General features: G+C 63.4%; 12 protein-coding genes. 4 read left to right on the forward strand and 8 right to left on the reverse strand.

The window, feature by feature from the left end; all coding sequences use genetic code 11:
- Positions 1 to 3,144, reverse strand: a complete 3,144-nt coding sequence (locus NQ559_RS13695; RefSeq protein WP_026318614.1) for a UvrD-helicase domain-containing protein — start codon at positions 3,142 to 3,144, stop codon at positions 1 to 3.
- A gap of 107 nt (positions 3,145 to 3,251) precedes the next feature.
- Here NQ559_RS13695 and NQ559_RS13700 point away from each other — a divergent pair, with 107 nt between their 5' ends.
- Together NQ559_RS13700 and NQ559_RS13705 are read left to right on the forward strand one after the other, a co-directional pair.
- Positions 3,252 to 3,959 (forward strand): GIN domain-containing protein, encoded by a 708-nt coding sequence (locus NQ559_RS13700; protein WP_018697130.1) that lies wholly within the window; start codon positions 3,252 to 3,254, stop codon positions 3,957 to 3,959.
- A gap of 86 nt (positions 3,960 to 4,045) precedes the next feature.
- Positions 4,046 to 6,925, forward strand: a complete 2,880-nt coding sequence (locus NQ559_RS13705; protein WP_018697129.1) for a PD-(D/E)XK nuclease family protein — start codon at positions 4,046 to 4,048, stop codon at positions 6,923 to 6,925.
- A gap of 288 nt (positions 6,926 to 7,213) precedes the next feature.
- Here the strand turns inward: NQ559_RS13705 and NQ559_RS13710 are convergent, their stop codons facing one another.
- Genes NQ559_RS13710 through NQ559_RS13725 form a run of 4 tightly spaced genes read right to left on the reverse strand, consistent with a single transcriptional unit; the run spans position 7,214 to position 10,325 of the window.
- Positions 7,214 to 7,939, reverse strand: a complete 726-nt coding sequence (locus tag NQ559_RS13710; RefSeq protein ID WP_018697128.1) for an HAD family hydrolase — start codon at positions 7,937 to 7,939, stop codon at positions 7,214 to 7,216.
- A 6-nt stretch (positions 7,940 to 7,945) separates the two neighbouring features.
- Positions 7,946 to 8,362 carry an MmcQ/YjbR family DNA-binding protein gene (locus tag NQ559_RS13715; RefSeq protein ID WP_018697127.1) on the reverse strand — a complete coding sequence of 139 codons (417 nt, stop codon included), beginning with the start codon at positions 8,360 to 8,362 and terminating at the stop codon, positions 7,946 to 7,948.
- A gap of 12 nt (positions 8,363 to 8,374) precedes the next feature.
- Positions 8,375 to 9,325 (reverse strand): M23 family metallopeptidase, encoded by a 951-nt coding sequence (locus NQ559_RS13720; RefSeq protein ID WP_018697126.1) that lies wholly within the window; start codon positions 9,323 to 9,325, stop codon positions 8,375 to 8,377.
- A gap of 1 nt (position 9,326) precedes the next feature.
- The gene (locus NQ559_RS13725) at positions 9,327 to 10,325 is read right to left on the reverse strand and encodes a M23 family metallopeptidase (RefSeq protein ID WP_018697125.1); all 999 of its coding nucleotides are present in this window, start codon (positions 10,323 to 10,325) and stop codon (positions 9,327 to 9,329) included.
- Positions 10,326 to 10,424: 99 nt separating this feature from the next.
- On the opposite strand from NQ559_RS13725, the gene alaS reads away from it, so the two are divergent.
- Both alaS and gpmI read left to right on the forward strand, forming a co-directional pair.
- Complete coding sequence (gene alaS, locus NQ559_RS13730; protein ID WP_018697124.1) at positions 10,425 to 13,046, forward strand: alanine--tRNA ligase; 2,622 nt, start codon at positions 10,425 to 10,427, stop codon at positions 13,044 to 13,046.
- Positions 13,047 to 13,071: 25 nt separating this feature from the next.
- Entirely contained in the window at positions 13,072 to 14,598 is a 1,527-nt protein-coding gene (gpmI, locus tag NQ559_RS13735; RefSeq protein ID WP_018697123.1) for a 2,3-bisphosphoglycerate-independent phosphoglycerate mutase, read from the forward strand.
- 106 nt (positions 14,599 to 14,704) lie between these two features.
- Here the strand turns inward: gpmI and NQ559_RS13740 are convergent, their stop codons facing one another.
- The 3 genes from NQ559_RS13740 to NQ559_RS13750 are packed head-to-tail and all read right to left on the reverse strand — an operon-like array spanning position 14,705 to position 17,071.
- Entirely contained in the window at positions 14,705 to 15,574 is an 870-nt protein-coding gene (locus NQ559_RS13740; protein WP_018697122.1) for an SPL family radical SAM protein, read from the reverse strand.
- 7 nt (positions 15,575 to 15,581) lie between these two features.
- Positions 15,582 to 16,127 carry a prolyl-tRNA synthetase associated domain-containing protein gene (locus NQ559_RS13745; RefSeq protein ID WP_018697121.1) on the reverse strand — a complete coding sequence of 182 codons (546 nt, stop codon included), beginning with the start codon at positions 16,125 to 16,127 and terminating at the stop codon, positions 15,582 to 15,584.
- Between the two features lie 2 nt (positions 16,128 to 16,129).
- Entirely contained in the window at positions 16,130 to 17,071 is a 942-nt protein-coding gene (locus tag NQ559_RS13750; RefSeq protein WP_018697120.1) for an NAD(P)-dependent oxidoreductase, read from the reverse strand.
- Positions 17,072 to 17,093 lie beyond the last annotated feature (22 nt).

A 17,093-nucleotide genomic window follows, 5' to 3' on the forward strand; every position in this document is an offset into this window, starting at 1 on the left:
TTATCCTTCCACTTTTTCGATCTTCCCCAGTTTCACGTACCACAGGTACCCTTCGCATTCGGTGTAGCCCATTTGCCGCAGCAGGCCGAGGTATTCGCCCACCTGGCGGCGGTAGCGTCCGGGTTCGCGGTTTCCGAACTTGTAGTCGACGACCACGGCCCGCGTGCCGCGGATCATCACGCGGTCGGGGCGCCGGGTCGACCCGGCGCCGGGGACGATGATCTCGTTCTCGTTGCGCACGCGCTGCCAGCCGCCCCCGAACCATTCGCCCACGACGGGGTGCGCCAGCGCCCGGGCGATCATCCCCCGCAGCGCTTCGGCTTCGCCGGGCGACAGCGTGCCGTCGTCCCGCATCCGCTGTACGGCCTCGTAGATCTGTTGCCGGTCGTCGGCCTCCTCGAAGGCCTTGTGCATCAGGATGCCGAAATTGCGGGGCGAGAGTTCCACCTCGTCCTCCTCCTCGAAATAACGTTGCGAGGGGAGCCTCAGCCGCAGGTCGGCGCGTGCCGTGGGGTAGTTCTCCAGCACGACGTGCCTGCCGTCGGAAGCTTTGCCGCCGCCGGGCACGGGGCCCGTGAAGAGCCCGAATTCGAACCTTTCGCCCTCCTCGGTCGCGGTGCGGCGCCCTTCGGTGCCGTCGAGCAGCGCTTTGTCGCCGTCGGCTCCGATGCTTTGCAGCAGCAGCCCGCCGACGCTCTTGCCGCCCTTGCGGGGGATGAAGACGTGCAGCGACTCGGCGGCGCGTGTCAGGGCCACGTACAGCAGATTGATGTTGTCGACGTGCGAATAGACCAGCTCGCGGTAGTACTCCGCCGAGAAGCCCGATTCGGCCATCGCCTTCTTGTATTTCACCGGGAAGCGCCCGACGGCGCCCGCATCGCCCTGCGCCTCGGCCCAGACGATGTTCGTCACGTTGCCGCCCGACTTGGGATCGAGCTGCCACGAGCACCAGGGGATCAGCACCACGCGCTTTTCGAGCCCCTTGGCCTTGTGTATGGTCGTGATCTCGACGGTCGTTGCGCTTTCGTCGACGCTCAGCGACCGGTTCTGCCCCTGCTGCTCCCACCAGTCGAGGAACAGCGCGATGTCGGCGATCTTGCTGGCGCAGAAGCCGATGATCTGTTCGTGTATGGCTTGCAGGTAGGCCGTCTGCTGCCTGTCGTCGTGCAGCGCGTGGCGCATGACGATCCGCTCGAACGCCTCCTCGGGCGACAGCAGCCGGATCGAACGGAAAAAGGTGCGTTCGTCCCCGGGCAGCGGGCGGTCGAACCCGCGGCCGAGGTAGTGGTTGTAGACGGCGCGGCTGAGCGAGTCGTCGGGGTTGAGCGACAGGCGCAGCGCCGCGGCGATGAACGAACTGACGGGGGCGTTGCCCACGATCAGCGCTTCCTGCGTCATCACATCGAACCGGTAGCGCGGGTCGTCGTTGCGGCGTTTGAAATCCAGCAGCTCGGCGGCCACCCTGGCGCCGTCGGTCGCCCCGCGCACCAGGATCATGATGTCGCACGGACGGAAACCCTTGTCCAGCACCTCGCAGATGCGCTCCACGACGGGCGGCCGTTCGGCGAAGGTCTCCACCGAAACATAGCCCGGCCTCCCGCCCAGGCGGCGGGGTGTCTGCGCATGTTCGCGGTAGGCGTCGCACAGTGTGTCGCGCAGCCCGGCGGCGGTGCGGGCATCCATGTCGCCCCGCGCCGCGGCTTCGTCCAGCGTCGCGTTGAGCGCCCGGTTGTCGGCTTCGACCACGCGGCCGATGGCCTTGTTGTTGAAATCCACCACGGCGGGCAGGCTGCGGTAGTTTTCCGTGAGGTTGACCAGCTCGGTGCTGTCCGCGCCCAGCGCCCGCTGCGCCTGCGAGTGGAGTATTTTCCAGTCGCCGCCCCGCCAGCGGTAGATCGACTGCTTGATGTCGCCCACGATCAGCACCGAGGTCGCCTCGCTCTGCGCCATGGCGTTTTGCAGCAGGGGCAGGAAATTCTCCCACTCCTTCACGGAGGTGTCCTGGAATTCGTCGATCATGAAGTGTTCGAAGCGGTTGCCGACCTTCTCGTAGATGAACGGCGCGTCGTTGTGGCCGATGAATTCCGAGAGGATGTATTTGGTCTCCGAGAGGAGCATCATGTTTTCCTGGTCGCACATCTGCTGCACCTTGGCATAGAGGTCGGAGAGCAGCGCGAAGCTGCGGTAGTTCTCGCGCAGCAGGTCGCAGGTGTTCCACGCGCGGACGTTCTCATCGTAGAGGCCGCACATTTCGCGCAGCAGGGGTTGCAGCCGGGAACGCAGCCCCTGTGCCGTGCTGCCGGGTTTTCCCCACGCCTCGTCCCTGGTGCAGGCCGCCTCCGCGCGGCTTCCGTAGCGCTCGAAGCTGCCGCCCGCCACGGCGTAGAAATAGGCCGCGAAGCCCGAGCCTTTGTAGGGAAAGTCGGCGACCGAGGCGCCTGCGTCCCCGATGATCCGTACGGCTTCGGCCGCAGCGTCCTGCATCCGTTTTTTGGTCGCCGCGGCGTGCGCCGTGGCTTCGCCCACGATACGCGCCAGTTCCTCGCGCGGGCGGGCCGCCGAGAGTGCGTCCTTGTTTTTCTCCTTGAACAGCTCGCCGCCCAGCGTGAGGATGCCGTCGCGGATGTCCCATTTCTTGCCTTCGTCGATGCGCTCCTGCACGAAGTCCGTGAGCCAGCGCTGCAGGTCGCGGTCGGTGGTGATCTGCTCGATGAGCGTGTCGGCGCTCTTGGTCAGCACCGAGGCCGTTTCGATCTCGACGTTGTAATTGAGGTCGATGCCCAGCTCCTTGATGAAGGCGCGCAGGATGCGCTGGAAGAAGGTGTCGATCGTCAGCACCGTGAAGCGCGAATAGTCGTGCAGGATCTTCGACCGCACCTCCCGGGCGCGTCGGCGCACCGTGGCGGCATCGAGCGACAATTCGCGGCAGAGGTTGTCGAGGTAGGAGCTCGGCTGTCCCGAGGCCAGCAGGTGGATCTCCTTGAGGATGCGCGATTTCATCTCCTCGGTGGCCTTGTTGGTGAAGGTCACGGCGAGGATGTGGCGGTAAATGCCGGGCTGTTCGACCACGTCGCGCACGTATTTGTACGCCAACTGGTAGGTCTTGCCCGACCCTGCGCTTGCATTCAAAATTCTCGCCCTCACTGTCCGAAATGTCGTTTTAGGTAGTAAAAGTACAAAACAAATCCCGAACGGCAAACCGGGGTTCGCAATAATTTTGTATTTTAGCGACGTATTTAAACCTACAATGTATGAAGAAGATGATTCTGAGCGCCGTGATGCTGGTTTTCGCAGCCTCCGGCCGTGCACAGGAGGCGGGTGCCGCAAGTCCTACGGAACATAACGAGTGGCTGACCACGTTCGAGGCCGTCGCGGTGGATGCCGACCTGGATATCAAATTCGTGAAAGTCCCCGACACCGAGGCCCCCAAGATCGTATACGACACGAAAGGCTCCTATACTTCGAAATTCCGCGCCGAGGTGAAGGACAAAACCCTGCGTATCAGCGAGAAGTATGATTCGCGCCGTCCCGACCGCACCCAGGTGACGGTCTATTACAATACGTTGCAGTCCGTTTCGCTGTCGGGCGCCGCAGCCGTGTTCGAGGGAACGGTGGATGCAGTGCTGCTCGACCTGACCCTGGGGCGCAAGGCGTCGCTCACGGCGGCGTTCGATGTCAAAGACCTCAGGATGGAGCTCACGGGCGGCAGCAGCGCGACGCTCACCGGCAAGGCGGGCTACTTGACGCTGTTCGCCTCGACGGGCAGGGTCGCGGCCTCGGGGCTGGAGGTGATGTCGGCCGAGGTCAATGCCCAGAGCAAGGCCGACGTGTCGCTGTGGATCACCGACCGGTTCATCGGCAAGACCACGACCAACGCCCGTATTACCTATAAGGGGCAGCCTGCCGTCGTGCGCGGCGGCGCCAAGTTCATGGGCGGTGAGATCAGCCACGTAGAATAGTCTCACGGAACAATAATGCGAAGGGGGCTTCCGGATTCCGGGCGGACGATACCGCCGGGAAAGTCGCCGGGGCTGTCCGAACTGCTATGAAGGGATTTCTGGAGGAGGTGGCCGCCGACCTGTATGCGCGCTATGGCGAGGGACTGTCCGATCGGGCGGTGCTCTTCCCGTCGCGGCGTGCGCGGTTGTTTTTCGTCGATGCCCTGGGGCGTATCGCCGGGCGGCCGATGTGGCAGCCCGAATGGGTGACGATCGACGACCTGACGGGCGAAATATCGGGGCTGCATACGGGCGACCGCGTGCGGCTCATCACGGAGCTCTACAAAGTCTACTCGGCCTACCACAACGAACCTTTCGACAAGTTCTATTTCTGGGGCGACATGCTCCTCACGGACTTCGATACGATCGACAAATACCTGATCGACGCGCAGATGCTGTTCCGCAACATCTCGGAGATCAAGGAGATCGAAGCCGATATTTCCTACCTCACGCCCGCGCAGCTGCGCATCCTTTCGTTCTGGTCCTCGTTCGGCGAGCAGGCCGACCTTTCGGAGGAGAAACGCCGTTTCCTGGCGATCTGGAAGACCCTCGGCCCCATCTACCGCCGCTTCCGGGAGCGTCTCTCGTCGCTCGGCATCGCCTACAACGGCATGGTGCAGCGCGCCGCCGCCGACCGCATCCGCGGGGGCGGGTTCGCCTTCCCCGAGCCCCGGCGTTATGTCGTGGCGGGGTTCAACGCCCTTTCCGAGTGCGAGAAGCGCCTCTTCGGGTTCCTCGCCACGGCGGCCGAAACCGATTTTTACTGGGACTACGACTCCTATTATAAGGACGACCCCGAACAGGAGGCGGGTATGTTCGTGCGTTCGAACGTGGCGCAGTTCCCGCCCCGCACGGAACTTCGGCACGACAACATGCGGGGGGAGAAGCAGGTCGTGTCGGTCGCCGCCGTCTCGAACGCCGTGCAGTGCAAATATGCCGCGGCGATCCTCGCCGACCTTGCCCGCCGCCGCAGGGAGGAAGACCCCGGCATCGCCGCGGGCGCCAGGCCCGCGCTGGGCAAGGAGACCGCCGTGGTGCTTACCGACGAGAACCTGCTGCTGCCGCTGCTGTACGCCCTGCCCGCCGATATCGGACGGGTGAACGTGACGATGGGCTTCCCCCTGCGGCAGAGCCTGGCCTACACGTTCGTCGAGCGTCTGGTGGAGTTGCAGAACCACCGCCGCCGCAAGGGCGACGGCTGCACGTTCTACCATGCCGACGTCGCCGGCATCCTCGCACACCCCTATGTGGCCGAGTGCGACGCCGCACTCACGCGCACGATGCACGAGGAGATCGTCCGCGACCGCCGCATTTCGGTCGATGCCGCGTGGCTGGGCCGCAACGAACTGCTGAAACGGATCTTTACGCCCGCCGCGACGTGGCGCGAGTTGTCCGACTACATGCTGGACGTGGTCGCCGCCGTGGCGCGCCAGCCCTACGAGGGCGACGACGCACGGCAGCGGGTCGAATTCCTGGCGGTCATCGCCGAGCAGGTCACCAAGTTGCGCAACTCGCTCGACGAGTGCGATATCGACCTTACGGCCGAGGTCTACACCTCGCTGCTGCGCCGGCACTTGCAGACGCTGCGCATCCCGTTCGAGGGCGAGCCGCTGGAGGGCATCCAGATCATGGGGATCCTCGAGACCCGCAACCTCGATTTCGAAAACGTCATCATCCTTTCGATGAACGACGACAATTTCCCCGGCAACCATATGGCGCAGGCGTCGTTCATCCCCTACAACCTGCGTGCGGCCTACGAGCTGCCCACGCCCGAGCACCACGAGGGCGTCTATGCCTACTATTTCTACCGCCTGATCCAGCGCGCCAAGACCGTCCACATGCTCTATTGCTCGCACGCCGACGACAAGTCGACGGGCGAGCCGAGCCGTTATATCTACCAGTTGGACTACGAGAGCGGCTTCGACGTGCGCAAGGTCGAAGTGGGGGTGGACGTCAACCTGGCCGAAACGGCGCCGATCGAGGTGCCCAAGGACGAAGGGGTGATGGCCCGGCTGGAGCGTTTCGTCGACGCCCAAAGCCCTGCGACGCTCTCGCCGACGGCTTTTTTTCGCTATGTGGCCTGCCCCTTGCGCTTCTATTTCCATTCCATAGCCCGCTTGGAGGCCGATGACGAAATTTCCGAGGAGGTCGACGCCCCGATGTTCGGTACGATCCTCCATGCCGCCGTGCAGATGCTTTACGCCCGCATCGCGGGGGAGGCGCATCCCGGTGAAACCCTGCGTGCGATGATCCGTACGGGCGAAGTGGCGCAGGCGGTCGAGGCGGCCATCAACGAGAACTATTTGCAGGATAAACATGCCACGGCCGAGGATTATTCGGGCAACCTGTTGCTGGTGAAGGACATCGTGATCCGTTACCTGCGAGGCGGGGTGATGCCCTACGACGCTGCGCACGATGCTTTCGCCGTGTCGGGGCTGGAGGAGCCCGTAGCCTATCCGTTCCGCTTCCGCGCGGGCGGGCGCGACCTGGAGATGAAATTCGCCGGCATCGCCGACCGTATCGACACGCTCGACGACGGGGCGCTGAGGGTGGTGGACTACAAGACCGGGGCGCCGCATCTCGAATTCGACGGCGTGGAGAGCCTGTTCACGGGCACGGGCAAACAACGCCTTTCGAACATCCTGCAAACGCTGCTCTACGCGATGATGCTGCACCGGTCGCGCGGCTGCGACGTCGAACCGGCGCTCTATTATGTCCGCAACATGAATCGCCCCGGCTATTCGCCGCAGCTGGACGACAAGCAAACGGGGGTGAAGGGGGCGCGCTATACGCTTTACCGTGAGCGTTTCGAGGAACTGCTGCGCGCGCAGCTCGCCGAACTCTACGACACCTCGGTTCCGTTCCGCCAGTGCGAGGATGCCGATACCTGCAAGTACTGCGATTTCAACGTGATCTGCAAGCGCTGACCGGCTGTGTCGTGACGGGGGCGGACGAGTTCCGCTGCCGGGTGGTGATTACTCCCGGAAATTACATGGCTCGGTTGTGGAAGATCGGCCGGATGGATGCTGTTGGGGACGGCGCGGAGGAATGAGTGCGTCCGGCAGCGGGTGCCGGGTGTCGGGTGCGAGGTGCAGGACGCAGGATACAGGATACAGGATACAGGATACAGGGAGCCGGATGTCGGGTGCCGGACGCCGGATGTCGGGTGCCGGATGCCGGATACAGGATGCCGGGAACGGCCTGGGCGGCGATGGTCAGAGCGTTACCCTGAAATAGGCCGCTCCGCTGCGGCGGGCTGCTTCGAGCCCGATTTCGGAGTCCTCGAAGATCAGCGTTTCCTGCGGCGTACAGCCCTCGCGGCGCATGGCCTCCAGGAAACAGTCCGGGGCGGGCTTGCTGTGTTCGACGTCGGCGCCCGAGAGTATGCCGTCCACGGAGCCGTTCGGCCCTTCGCCCGGCTCGGGGGTGATTGTTGCGTGTGTCGGCGTACCTGCATCTATCGTTGCCGTGCCGGCTGTCCGGAGCCATGCCTCATCCGCACCTGTCAAGTCTCTGCCCGCCGCACCCGAGGTTGCCGCACCCGTGCTCCCTGTCCGCTGTCCCGCGACCGTGATCCCCAGGTGGCGCATGGCGTTGTCTATGTTGGCGCGGCTGCCTGTCGATACGATCCATACGCGGCCACCCTGCGCCCGGAACTGCCTGCAGAACTCCCACAGCGGGCGGTTGAGCCGCACGGTGTCGAAGAACGCGGGGTAGAGCGCGATCTTGCGCAGCCGCAGCCGCTCGCGCTCCCCGGGGTCGGCGATGCCGTAACGGGTCAGGAACTCGTTGCACCGCATACCGAAATACTTTGCCGCATACTCCTCCTCGGTGAGCGTATAGCCCGCCTCGCGCAGTGTGGCCACATAGGCGAGCGTATTGGCGCGCCGCGTGTCGGCCAGCGTGCCGTCGAAGTCGAGCAGGATGAGTCGGATTTGCATGACGGGCTACTTTTTCCCGGCCAGTTCGTAACTGCGGGCGATCAGCGGGGCGATTTCCCCGAAGGGTACGCTGCCGTCCAGCCGTACGGTGAGCCACGTGCGTTTATTCATATGGTACCCGGGGAAATAATGTTCGAAGTCCAGCGACCGCGCCATGGTCTCCGCATCGGCCCGGATGTCGAGGATCTCTGTCCGCCCCTGGTCTGCGAGGCCGAGTTTGCCGGCCTGCACCGTCAATATCACGGCATACCATTTGGCGTTGTCCTGCCGCCGGAAAACGGCGTAGTCCGGGAATTTCTCCCAGAGGAACTCCGGTTCGCCGCCCCATGAGGCACGGATATGGCGGATTGTGCGGAGCGTTTCTTCGCTGCGGAAAATTTCTTCGCGCGCAAAGCCGAAATCCTTTGTCCAGTCGTTTCCCATCTCCTTATGTTTTTAGTCGAACGACTGCATGCCCGACTGCGCGATGCGCATTAGGCGCTGGTATTCGGTGGGGGTGAGTTCCATGAAGAAGTAGTGGATCGGATCGACGCGCATGCCGTTCAGCCGCACCTCGTAGTGGAGGTGGGGCGAGAGCGAAAGGCCCGTGTCGCCCGAGAGGGCGATGATCTCGCCGCGGCTCACGCGCTGGCCCTTGCGGACGTTGATCTTCGAGAGGTGGCTGTACGAAGTCTCGTAGCCGTTGCCGTGGTCGATCACGACCGTCTGCCCCGACGTGGAGTTGCGCAGCGCCACGTCGCGCACCACGCCGTCGGCCGTGGCGAAGACGCGCGACCCCTCGGGGATGGTGTAGTCCACGCCCTGGTGCGATTGCAGGGTCTTGTAGAAGGGGTGTATGCGCATGCCGTACGAGGCCGTGAGCAGCGTCAACTGCTTGTTTATCACGGGCTGGATGGCCGGGATGTTGTTGCAGCCGCTGCCCGCCGAGTCGATGAGCGCCTGCAGGTCGAGGTACGAGGCGTTCAGTTCGTCGAGCCGCTTCTCCATGTCGGCGACCCGTTCGCGCAGTTCGAGCTTGAGCCGCCGCGACGAACGGTTGAAGATGTTTTCGTAGGTGACGGCCTGCCGGCGTTCGTATTCCGAATCGAAGTCGTAGGGATCCGATTCGAAGAGGGTGCGGAAGACGTTGCGGTCGCGCGCGGAGAGGTTGTGCATGACGGTCGTGAGCGAGTCGTACCGCTGGGTGAGTGCGGCGTATTCGCGGCGCAGGCGGTCGGTCGAGTGTTTGAGCTCGTACTCCACGGGCGTGTCGAAGAAGAGCGAGAACCCGACGTAGTAGAGCACGGCGACCCCGGCCCACACGAAAAAGTGCACCGTCGCGCGTATGATGTTCTGTTTGCGGCGCTTACGCCTGCGGAGCCGCTCCAGGTCTTTCTTTCCTGCCATGTCAGAGCTTTTCGAAGTTCGTATCGCGCATCTTCTCCATGAGTGCGTCGTATTCCGCGGCGGTCATGTTGCGGTTGAAATAGTTGATCGGGTTCACCGGCATGCCCTTGTGGATCACCTCGTAGTGGAGGTGGGGGCCCGAGGAGATGCCCGTGTTGCCCGTTTCGGCGATGACCTGCCCGCGGGCGACCCGTTCGCCCGGCTGCACGAGGATTTTGCTCAGGTGCGCGTAGCGGGTCTTGTAGCCGAATTCGTGGTTCAGCAGCACCATGCGCCCGTATCCGCCGTTGCCCCCCGAGGAGGCGACCTCCACCACGGCGTCGCCCGTGGCGTAGACCGGCGTGCCGCGGTCGCAGCCCAGGTCGATGCCCTTGTGGGGGCGGATATACCCCAGCACGGGGTGCATACGCCGCATGTTGAAGGCGCCGATATGGTCGTTGTGCAGCGCCGAGCGGTCGATGGGCCATATGGCCGGGATCGCCGACGACATCTTCTCCTTGTCGCGGGCGAATGCCTGCAATTCGTCGAACGACACCGATTCGAGGTAGAGTATGCGGGCCAGCGCATCGAGCTGTTTCCAGGTGCCGACCATCAGCGGGGCGAAGTCGTCCCCGGCCATCGCGGCGTATTTGGTGTCGGGATAGGGCTGCCACACGCCGTCGAGGGTCATCGTGTCGGTCGAGAAGAGCGAGCGGTAGACGTAGTTGTCGCGGTGGCGGATTTCGTCCACGCGCCGCTGCGAGGTGCGGATGCGGTCTTGCAGGATGCGGTACTTGATCACCAGGTCGCGGTTGTCGCGGATGATGCGGTACATCTTGGGGGTGTAGAAGAAGTACGAGAAGAGCACGTTGGCGATCGAGACGAGGATGAAGCCGATGAGTATTTTCCGGATCAGGCGGTAGGTGCGCAGGCGGAAAGGTGCCGTGACCACGTCGCGCGTCAGCGCCTGCGCTTCCTGTGTCAGCGCCTGCGTGTCGAATCTCTGCCCTTTTTGCTTCATTGCGGAAAAAACTCCGGTTAATAAGATGCAAATTTAACTTTAATTGTGTAATTTTGCAACCCGAAATCACAAACGTGGAAATCGGATAAAATCTTATATATGGAATCGAATAAAATTCGCCGGGCCTTTCTGGACTTCTTCGAGAGCAAGGGCCATGTGATCGTGCCTTCGGCACCGATGGTCGTCAAGGGGGATCCCACGCTGATGTTCACCAACGCGGGCATGAACCAGTTCAAGGATATTTTCCTGGGCAATGCGCCCCGCAAATATCCGCGTGCGGCCGACACCCAGAAGTGTCTGCGCGTTTCGGGCAAGCACAACGACCTGGAGGAGGTGGGGCATGACACCTACCACCATACGATGTTCGAGATGCTGGGCAACTGGTCTTATGGCGATTACTTCAAGAAAGAGGCGATCGAATGGGCGTGGGAGCTGCTCCACGGCGTCTACAAACTTCCCGCCGACCGCATGTACGCCACGGTTTTCGAAGGCTCCGAGGAGGACGGCGTGCCCTTCGACCAGGAGGCCTACGACTACTGGAAGCAGTTTCTGCCCGAAGACCATATCATCCGCGGCAACAAGCACGACAATTTCTGGGAGATGGGCGAGACCGGCCCCTGCGGCCCCTGCTCGGAGATCCATTTCGACCTGCGCGACGAGGCGGAGATCGCCTCCAAGCCCGGGCGCGGGATGGTCAATGAGGGCCACCCGCAGGTGATCGAGATCTGGAACCTCGTGTTCATGCAGTTCAACCGCAAGGCCAACGGCTCGCTGGAGGAGCTTCCGGCGCGCAACGTCGATACCGGCATGGGCTTCGAGCGCCTCTGCATGATCCTCCAGGGCAAGAAATCGAACTACGACACCGACGTGTTCCAGCCTACGATCCAGCGTATTTCGCAGCTTTCGGGCAAGACCTACGGCGCCGACGCGAAGTGCGACGTGGCGATGCGCGTCATCGCCGACCACCTGCGTGCCATCGCCTTCTCGATCGCCGACGGGCAGCTGCCGTCGAACGTCAAGGCCGGCTACGTCATCCGCCGCATCCTGCGCCGCGCCGTGCGCTACGGCTATACCTACCTCGGCTTTACGGAGCCTACGATCTGCCGGCTGGTTCCCGGACTGGTGGAGCAGATGGGCGGCCAGTTCCCCGAGCTGAAGGCCCAGCAGGCGCTGATCGAAAAGGTCATCGAGGAGGAGGAGGCCTCGTTCCTGCGTACGCTGGCCACGGGCATCAGCCTGCTGGACGGCGTGGTCGAAAAGACCCGCAGGGAAGGGCGCGAGCTGATCTCGGGCAAGGACGCCTTCGAACTTTACGATACGTTCGGGTTCCCGATCGACCTGACGGAGCTCATCGCCCGCGAACAGGGCGTCGGCGTCGACCTGGCAGCCTTTGAAACCGAGTTGCAGGCACAGAAGGAGCGTTCGCGCAACGCCGCGGCCGTCGATACCGACGACTGGGTGGAGTTGTTCCCCATTCGCGAGAGCGTCTTCACGGGCTACGACACGCTGACCGAGCGGGTGAAGATCGCCCGTTACCGCCGCGTGACCTCCAAAGGCAAAACCTCCTACCAGCTGGTCTTCGACCGCACGCCGTTTTACGGCAATTCGGGCGGCCAGATCGGTGACATCGGCTATATCGAGAATGCCAACGAGCGCATCGCCGTCGTGGCTACCGAAAAGGAAAACGGACTGATTATCCATATCGTCAAGGAGCTTCCCGAAAACCCTGCGGCCGAGTTCACGGCCGTCGTTGACGCTGCCAAACGCCAGGCCGCGGCCAACAACCACACCGCGACGCACCTCATGCACGAGGCGCTGCGCAAGGTGCTGGGATCGCACGTCGAGCAGAAGGGTTCGATGGTGACGCCCGAGATCCTGCGCTTCGACTTTTCGCATTTCCAGAAGATGACCCCCGCCGAGCTTCGCCAGGTCGAGATGCTCGTCAACCGCGCCGTCCGCGCCAACTATCCGTTGGAGGAGAACCGCGAGGCCACCAAGGAGGAGGCCGAAAAATGCGGTGCCATGATGCTCTTCGGCGAGAAGTACGGCGACAAGGTGCGCATGGTGCGCTTCGGTACGTCGGTCGAGCTCTGCGGCGGCACGCACACCAGCGCCACGGGTAACATCGGGTTCTTCAAGATACTGACCGAGAGCGCCATCTCGGCCGGCGTGCGCCGCATCGAAGCCGTCACGGGCGAACAGGCCGAGAAGATCATCTACGCCGCCGAGGATACGATGCGCGACATCAGCGAATACCTCCACAACCCGCAGGTGCTGCAGGCCGTAAAGAAGATGTTCGAGAGCAACGAGACGCTTTCGAAGGAGGTCGAGGCCATGCGCCGCGAGCAGGTCGCACAGTGGGCCGAGAAGATCATCTCCTCGACGCCCGAGCGCCACGGGGTGCAGCTCATCGCCACGCAGACCGACCGTACGCCCGAGTTCGTCAAAGACCTGGCCTACAACCTGCGTGCCCGCTCCCCGAAACTGGTGTTCGTGCAGGGGTCGGTCAACGACGGCAAACCCATGCTGACGGTGATGCTCGGCGACGAGATCACGGCTCAGGGCGTGAACGCCGGTGCCGTGGTGCGCGAGGCTGCGAAACTGATGCAGGGCGGCGGCGGCGGACAGGCGTTCTTCGCCACGGCGGGCGGCAAGAACCCCGACGGGCTGCAGGCCGCCATCGACAAGGCCGTGGAGCTGATTATGGCCCAGGTAAAGTAAAAGAATAGTTAAAAACCGGATAATTATGAATAACAAGGTATTACTGATGATCCTCGACGGCTGGGGCAACGGCCGCCACGACAAGGCCGATGTCATTTCGACCGTCCATCCCGAATATATCTCGGCCATGACGGCGAAATATCCCCATGCCGAGCTGCGCACCGACGGCGAGAACGTCGGCCTGCCCGACGGCCAGATGGGCAACTCGGAGGTCGGGCACCTCAATATCGGCGCCGGCCGCGTGGTCTACCAGGATCTGGTGAAGATCAACCGCGCCTGCCGCGACAATTCGATCCTGGAGAACCCCGAGGTCAAGGCAGCGTTCGAACATGCCAAAAAGAACGGCGTGAACATGCATTTCATGGGCCTCGTGTCGGATGGCGGCGTGCACTCGTCGCTCGAGCACCTTTTCAAGCTGTGCGACATCTCGGCGGCCTACGGCCTCGAAAATACCTTCGTGCACTGCTTCATGGACGGCCGCGACACCGACCCGCACAGCGGCAAGGGGTTCGTCGCCGACCTCGAAAAGCACCTCGCAGCCACGACGGGCAAGATCGCCACGGTGATCGGGCGCTACTACGCGATGGATCGCGACAAGCGCTGGGAACGTGTCAAGGTCGCCTACGACGCGCTGGTCAGCGGCATCGGCGAGCGTTCGTCGGACATGGTCGAAGCCGTCCAGAAATCCTATGACGAGGGCGTTACGGACGAGTTCATCAAGCCTTTCGTGCGCATCGACGAGAACGGGCAGCCCGTCGGCATGATCCGCCCCAACGACGTGGTGGTCTTTTTCAACTACCGCAATGACCGCGCCAAGGAGCTGACCATCGTGCTGACGCAGGAGGACATGCCCGCCGAGGGGATGCACACCATGCCCCTCTACTATTGCTGCATGACCCCCTACGATGCCAAGTTCACGGGGCTGCACATCCTCTTCGACAAGGACAACGTGCCCAACACCATCGGCGAGTTCGTTTCGAAGCAGGGCTTGCGGCAGCTGCGCATCGCCGAGACCGAGAAATATGCCCACGTGACGTTCTTCCTGAACGGCGGCCGCGAGGCGGAGTTCGCGGGCGAAGACCGCATCCTCGTCGCGTCGCCCAAGGTGGCCACCTACGACCTGCAACCCGAGATGAGCGCTCCGGAAGTCGCTGACAAACTGGTTGCTGCACTCGGTGAGCGGAAGTTCGACTTTATCTGCCTGAATTTCGCCAACGGCGACATGGTCGGCCATACGGGCGTCTACGATGCCATCGTGAAGGCCGTGAAGGCCGTCGACGGGTGCGTCGCCAAAGTTGTCGAGGCTGCTAAGGAGAACGGTTACGAGGTCGTCATGATCGCCGACCACGGCAATGCCGACAACGCTGTCAATGCCGACGGTACGCCCAATACGGCGCATTCGCTCAACCCCGTGCCCATCGTGGTCGTTTCCGACCGTGTGAAGTCGGTGCACGACGGTATCCTGGCCGACGTCGCGCCGACGGTGCTCAAGTTGATGGGGCTGGAGCAACCCGCCGAAATGACCGGCAAGGCGCTCGTGGAGATGAAATAGCCTGCCTTTTCAATAAAACACCCCGGAATCTACATTCCGGGGTGTTTTTCGTTAGGGGTGACGTGTCGGGATAAACCCTTATTTGGAGCGTGGCAAATTCCGGGAATTAAAAGAGCGTTTGCTGCTGCGCAGATGCAGGCCGGTAGAACTCCATCCGGGTGGCTATGCCCAGCTTTGCGCACAGGTTGCGGAACGTGTCGTCCAGCGCCCGGCAGTTCGGGCCGAAGCATTCGTAGCGGTTGCCGAAACAGGCTTCGTAACGTGCTTTCAGCCCGGGGAACCCGCGCTCCAGGGCGGCATGGAAATGCTCCCTCGACCCGCTGCGGAGCGTCACGCCGAACATCGGGAGGATATACGACGCCCCCGCGTCCTTCGCCCGGCGGACGATGGCTTCGACATTTTCCCGCGTGTCGTTGATCAGCGGCAGCAGCGGCATCATCGTGACACCCGTATAGATGCCCTTGGCAGCCAGTGCCGCCATCGCGTGGAACCGCTCCGAAGAGGCCGGGGCGCCGGGTTCCGTGCGGACGCTGAGCGCGTCGTCGGCACAGGTCACGGTGAAACTCACCGCCGCGTAGGTGGCGGAAATTTCCTGCAGGATGTCGGCATCGCGCTCCGCCAGGGAGCTCTTGGTGATGACATGCACCGGGAAACGCTCGTCGGCGATCATGCCCAGTGCCCGGCGGGTCAGCCGCAGCTCGCGCTCGACGGGCATGTAGGGGTCGTTCATCGACCCCGTGCCGATCGTGGCGCGTTTTTTCCGCCGGGCACGCAGCTCGGCGGGCAGCAATTCCAGTGCGTTGCGCTTCACGGCTATCTGGGCGATGTCCCCGATCCCGTAGCAGTCGCTGCGCGTGTCGCAGTAGATGCACCCGTGCTGGCATCCCCGGTAGAGGTTCATGTTGTAGGCGATGCCGAACCACCGATCGGCCGTCCGCAGCTTCGAGAGGATCGTTTTGGTTTCGATATACCGCATGGGCGGGTCAGTAGAGCTCGATGAACTCGTAGGTGTTGCCTACGGCCGCCAGGTAACGCAGGAACTCCTCACGGGAGATCACCACCGTCGCCCGGTTGTCGTTGGGGTGGAACGAGTAGGCCGGCAGCCGTTGCAGGCTGGCGTCGAGGAACAGGTGCACGTGCCTGGCCGGGTCGTTGATCAGCCCGAAGGGCGACACCGAACCGGGACGCAGCCCCAGCCAGCGCTCCATGCGCTGCTCCGAAGCGAACGACAGTTTACCCTGCCTCAGGCGGTGTTCCAGGTCGTGGATGGCCAGGTTCCGTTCGCAGTCGAAACATACGAGGTAGTGGCGGTTGCCTTTGTGGTTGCGGAAAAAGAGGTTCTTGCAGTGCTTCGACCCGTCGTCGCGCCAGTAGCGGCGTGCGGCCTCGATGGTCGGTGCCTCGGGGTGTTCGTACCACGTGTAGGCGATGCCGCGGGCGTCGAGCCAGCCGAAAACCCGCTGCCGGCGTTCGTCCGGCGTCGGGGCGGCCGTTGCGGCGCCGGGGCTTGCCGTTTCCATTCCGTCCATGGCTATCGGGCCTTGCAGAATTCTTCGATATTCTCCGCGATGCAGCCTACCAGCACGTCGATGGCTTCGCGCGGCGACCATGCGTTGTGGGGCGAGAGCAGCAGCCGGTCGGGTTCGCGGATGCCCAGCAGCGGGTTATCCGCGGCCAGCGGCTCGCGCGAGAATACGTCGAGCGCGGCGCCTGCGACCGATCCCCGGTCGAGGGCTTCGGCCAGTGCCGCCTCGTCGACGATCCCGCCGCGGGCGACGTTCACGAGGATGGCCGATTGCTTCATCACGGCCAGCTCCGGGGCGCCGATCAGCCCCCGCGTGTGGTCGTTCAGCGGCGCGTGCACCGAGACCGTGTCCGCCCAGCCCAGCAGTTCGGGAAGCGACACGGCGGGGTAGGGCTCTTCGCGCACGGCGCCCGAGGTCGAGGTGTAGCGTACCTCGCAGCCGAAGGCCGCGGCGAGCCGCGCCACTTCGTGCCCGATGGCGCCGAGCCCCACGATGCCCCACTTCGAGCCGTAGAGCTGGTGCGTGGGTTTGGCGAAGTGGAACTGCTGCCCGGCGGCCGAGTAAGCGCCGCTCTTGACATAGCGGTCGTAGTAGACGATGTGCCGCCGCAGGGCGATGGCCGCCCCGAGGGTGGTTTCGGCTACGGAGTGCGTCGAGTAGCCCGCGGCGTTCCTGACGGCGATGCCCAGCTCGGCCGCGGCGTCGAGGTCGATGTTGTTCATGCCCGTGGCGGCTATGCAGATCAGGCGCAGCCCGGGGAGTGCGGCGAGCGTCTCGCGGCGCATCACGACTTTGTTGGTGATGACGATTTCGGCATCGCGGCAGCGATCCGCGACCTCGTCCGGCGCGGTCGTGCTGTAACCCGTGTACCGGCCCAGCTCGTGCAGGCGGGTCAGGTCGGCACCCCCGAGGGTGTACTCGTCCAGAAATACGATGTTAGGTTTCATTGGCGTATGTGTTTATGGTTTT

The organism is Alistipes onderdonkii (assembly GCF_025145285.1).
Lineage (GTDB): Bacteria > Bacteroidota > Bacteroidia > Bacteroidales > Rikenellaceae > Alistipes > Alistipes onderdonkii.

Coding starts and splice junctions, on each gene's coding strand:
- NQ559_RS13700 (WP_018697130.1), top strand. CDS start 3,252: ATGAAGAAGATGATTCTGAGCGCCGTGATGCTGGTTTTCGCAGCCTCC.
- NQ559_RS13705 (WP_018697129.1), top strand. CDS start 4,046: ATGAAGGGATTTCTGGAGGAGGTGGCCGCCGACCTGTATGCGCGCTAT.
- NQ559_RS13710 (WP_018697128.1), bottom strand. CDS start 7,939: ATGCAAATCCGACTCATCCTGCTCGACTTCGACGGCACGCTGGCCGAC.
- NQ559_RS13715 (WP_018697127.1), bottom strand. CDS start 8,362: ATGGGAAACGACTGGACAAAGGATTTCGGCTTTGCGCGCGAAGAAATT.
- NQ559_RS13720 (WP_018697126.1), bottom strand. CDS start 9,325: ATGGCAGGAAAGAAAGACCTGGAGCGGCTCCGCAGGCGTAAGCGCCGC.
- NQ559_RS13725 (WP_018697125.1), bottom strand. CDS start 10,325: ATGAAGCAAAAAGGGCAGAGATTCGACACGCAGGCGCTGACACAGGAA.
- alaS (WP_018697124.1), top strand. CDS start 10,425: ATGGAATCGAATAAAATTCGCCGGGCCTTTCTGGACTTCTTCGAGAGC.
- gpmI (WP_018697123.1), top strand. CDS start 13,072: ATGAATAACAAGGTATTACTGATGATCCTCGACGGCTGGGGCAACGGC.
- NQ559_RS13740 (WP_018697122.1), bottom strand. CDS start 15,574: ATGCGGTATATCGAAACCAAAACGATCCTCTCGAAGCTGCGGACGGCC.
- NQ559_RS13745 (WP_018697121.1), bottom strand. CDS start 16,127: ATGGACGGAATGGAAACGGCAAGCCCCGGCGCCGCAACGGCCGCCCCG.
- NQ559_RS13750 (WP_018697120.1), bottom strand. CDS start 17,071: ATGAAACCTAACATCGTATTTCTGGACGAGTACACCCTCGGGGGTGCC.